The 4,144-nt window shown below is 30.5% G+C and carries 3 protein-coding genes and 1 pseudogene; all 4 read right to left on the reverse strand.

The window, feature by feature from the left end; genetic code table 11:
- Positions 1 to 1,032 precede the first annotated feature (1,032 nt).
- Positions 1,033 to 1,320 carry a hypothetical protein gene (locus tag F3G98_RS07110; protein ID WP_103607730.1) on the reverse strand — a complete coding sequence of 96 codons (288 nt, stop codon included), beginning with the start codon at positions 1,318 to 1,320 and terminating at the stop codon, positions 1,033 to 1,035.
- A 16-nt stretch (positions 1,321 to 1,336) separates the two neighbouring features.
- Positions 1,337 to 2,155, reverse strand: coding sequence for a hypothetical protein (locus tag F3G98_RS07115; protein WP_103607729.1), 819 nt, complete (start codon positions 2,153 to 2,155; stop codon positions 1,337 to 1,339).
- Position 2,156: 1 nt separating this feature from the next.
- The gene (locus tag F3G98_RS07120) at positions 2,157 to 3,032 is read right to left on the reverse strand and encodes a hypothetical protein (RefSeq protein WP_103607728.1); all 876 of its coding nucleotides are present in this window, start codon (positions 3,030 to 3,032) and stop codon (positions 2,157 to 2,159) included.
- A pseudogene (locus F3G98_RS10410) lies at positions 3,011 to 4,144 on the reverse strand (hypothetical protein); the annotation flags it as partial. The pseudogene F3G98_RS10410 and the gene F3G98_RS07120, both read right to left, overlap by 22 nt.

The following is a 4,144-nucleotide window of genomic DNA, read 5'->3' on the forward strand; positions in this document are numbered from 1 at the left end:
TTGTCGTTATTCTTTTTTTTGGGTTCGCGGATTATGGCTTTAAATATCCTATTCTTCACTGGATTATTTTTTATTGCAATTCTCGCCATAAAGCACTAAAAAACTCATTCATTGTTGCTACCATCAACATCACAGTGTTATCATTTGTTGTATCAACTATTTTTCTGTCGTAAAGCTACAATACTTACAATAAACATTGATAATAATGTAAAAATACACGGATAAATCAACCAGCCACTTGATTGATAAATAACCAAGTAAAACAAAAAAACTAAGATAAGTATTAAATTTGCAATATCTATTCTAGTTATTTTTTTAGAATATATATAAGTCTTTATAGTTAAGTATATTACTGTGTTTGTATAAAAATAAAAAATAATCCAGTGAAGAATAGGATATTTAAAGCCATAATCCGCGAACCCAAAAAAAAGAATAACGACAACTATTCTTAAGATTTTATTCATCATTCAACCTTGTTGTAGGATATTTTATACCTTGCCTTAATGCGGCATTACTTATTTGAAACAGCTAATGAGCTTTTATATTTTCTTCGTGCTCAAAAATTTTATTATTTATTTGCTCCCGCTTATTTGACGAAACAGCTGTTTTAAGTTGGTCTTTTAATTCTTTTATAGCATTACGTGAATATTTGATACTATCGTAAGATTTTAATGCGCTTGGTATAGCAACCGACCCAGCAACTGCACTAAAAAGAACACTTGGATAATCATGTATTTTAGCCTATTATTCATCTTTTTGCCCATTTTTAATGTATCCTTTTATTTCGTAATAATACGCACTAAAAGGATGATATATTTCTACGTAATTAATATATACCCTTATCCATATTACCTTTTAAAAGCTATCACAGCTACTCTTCAACTCATCAACAATGCCTTAACAGATCCACTTTTTAATCTCAAATCCCATCTTTGACAAACAAGCATCACTACTATCCATCTACTCCCTTTAATTCGTTTAGATAGCTTAGCACCTGCTTTTCATCTAACTTTCCATACAAATAAGGTTTTGCTAGTTTAAAGACCATTTCTTGTGTTTTTCATCTTCAAAGCCTATATCTTCACGACATTCTATTAAATTTGCCCACTCTTCAAGCTCTAAAAAAGATATCTTTTTATCCAAGCTTCTTTGTAAAATTTCTACTATATCATCTCTTGACATAGAAACAAGCTCGGTTTCGCTATCAAAACCTATCTGGGATAACATGTTTTTTAATGTATCTGTATTGTTTTTAAAATGAACCAAGTCTAATAAAATTCTAACTTCGTCATCTGTATATTCAGAATTTCTTTTTATCATATAATTTTTGTTTCACCTACTCTTCTTTTGATAATTCGTCTCGTATAGTTTTAAACTTTAGCCTATCATCACAAATTTGGTTTTTTTCGTTCATGCTTTTGCATTTAAAGAAGTCCGGATTAAACCACTCGACAGCATTTTCGTCTTGAGCACCATATTTGGCATTTTCATGTAGTAAGCCATCTCTTTTCATTCTTTCAATATCCATCTCATCTATCCAAAGAGAGTCAGCTACTACTTTAATATCTTGTTTAAGGGTACTATAAGCCTGAGTTATCTTATACTCATATAACTCTTCTTTAGTTTTTATAGTTTTATCTCTTGCATAATCCGATAATGATGTCTTTGCTATTAGAAATTTCTTCTTACCATTTTTGCTATAAAAGGGGCAAGTATATTCAATATTCACATAGATACTACTATTAATATTTGTCTTTGCAAGACATAATAAATTTGATATATACTCATCGCTTAGTTTAATGTATCTATTTGATTTAAGAGAAAAGATCTTGCCATGAGATTTTAAATACTCCATTCTATCTTGTATTCTCTCCTCTTTGCTTGTTGCTTTTATTACATTGCTATGATCAGCATCTTCAGTATAGACACTGATTTTATACTCAAAGTTTTGTCCTATCTTATTTATTATAAATTTTTTTAGCCCATCAGTATCTAGCCTTACTTTATCTCCTCTTGCTTCTGGTGCATAGGCCTTTAAATTTCTATCATAGCTATATATTACATTTCGTTCATTCACTTGAGGATAGTTATCTGAAAAACAACCAATAAACAAAAAAGCTACAAAAAGAAAAATAAATTTTTTATATTTAAGCATCTTAACCTCTTATCTTTCTTTCTGTTTCATAGTATTTCTCATCAAAAAATTTTTTATTTTTACGTATCTCTTTCCAAAGATGTGATTTTTTGCAGATCTGATATTCTTTTTGGTACTTTGTACAGTCAAATTTATTTGGATCAAACCACTCATAGATTATTTCATCAAATTCATCCCTAGGGTTATATATTCTGTCAAAAAGCAAGCCCTCTTTTTTCATTCTTTGTCTATCCATATTTTTTAATTTTATCGATTTTAAAAATTCACTCATATCATTTTTAAATAGTATTGCCATATCTTCTGCTTTATAGTTTTTATGTTTAACTGGATCAAAAAATAATCTAAAAGCGCCTCCAATAACTAAAGTTGATACAGCACCACTAGTATCGTAATAAAGACAATCAATGCCATAGTTTGCAGAGCCAATTTGAGTTATTGAGCTTATCAAAAAATCTGCTTCGCACTTTATGCCATCAATATATGCAAAGAATCCTTTTTCGTAAGGTTGCCAACCCATTAAAATATCATAAATACTCCTATCAATACTTTCTTCTCTATCTTTGCGAATTTCCAACTTACTTCGCGACATATTTCTTTCTTTATATTTGTAAGTATTGATCTGAAATTTTTCATTAAACATAGACGGCAGATTACGTTCAAAAACATTTCTGCCATTTTTTTCATCTAGAAAATAATACCAATCAATATCAGCAAAACTGCTTGGAAGCACATAGGTAAAGCTTTCATTTTGAAAAGATGAAAGCATAATACCTGGTTTAAGATGCTTTGTAGTTATATTTGGAATATCATGACAACCGGAAAATAGCGCAATAAAAGTTATAACAATAAGCTTTACTACTGAAAATTTACACCACATCTAGCACCCCCTTTTTCATAATCTTGACACACATAAGAACTATGTGGTGAATCATCCATAAATAATTTAGGGATATTTAACACATTTATGCGATCTGCCATATCTGCTTTTTTATTCACATCTTTATTCCCACCAAGACCTTCTGCTACAAAATCGCCTTTGTTGGAAAATGTTCCAGCTATATCAATTTTAGCCGCTTCTAATACATCTCTCATTTTTTCTACATCTACTGGAGATCCAAAAGAAGAAACAGTATATGGATTGCCTTTACCTTTTTTCATTAAACTTTTAACTCCATCTAAATGCCTATAAAGTTCATTGTCTATGCCCCATTTAACACCATTATAGACTAATGTATTTAACTGAGAATGTGCTGCAAAATTTACAGCAAAAACTCTATTATCTTTTTTTCTTTTTTCTTCAGCAGCTTTTGTTACATCCGATATAAAACTACCAACTTGCTTTGCCATGTCACTTGTGCCTATACTAAATTTATCCTGCGCTGCTTCAAGCAAATCAGAAAAAAATCCACGCGTTGGATTATATTTTATCGTTAATTCAATGGTATTTCCAGCAAGCCTTGTACCATCCTTTTTAATCTGACCAGTTTGCTCAAGTCCGTTCATAATAGCCTCCATTGGCGTATTCAAGATACCATTTCCAAAATTTTGATGTGTTATAGTATCCACATCTATTCCTAAAGGTTCTTTAGATACATAAAGATCTTTAAAATACGAAAGCTTTTTTAATTCCTCTCGCTTTTCTGGACTAATGGTCTTGAAGTATTTACTATCCTCAAGCTTAACCATTTTATCTTTATATAGTTCATATTTTTCTGAGTTTTTACTAAAAACAGAAATAAGGTCACTTGCAATCTCTTTTCCACCGAAAGAACCAACAAGCTGCCCAAATAAACCTCCATTATTATAACTGGTTGGTATTATATCCAAAGCAACCATACTTCCATACACAAGAAGTTTTCCCATAATTGATACTATTTTATTCTTGCTATTTTCGTCTGGCATTTGCTCTGATAGTTTTTTTAATCCATAGTTAGCATCTACTATCTCTTTAGCTATATCCTTTTGCCCACTCTTAGTTAGCACCCTTAA

The organism is Campylobacter concisus, from assembly GCF_902460895.1.
GTDB lineage: Bacteria > Campylobacterota > Campylobacteria > Campylobacterales > Campylobacteraceae > Campylobacter_A > Campylobacter_A concisus_BC.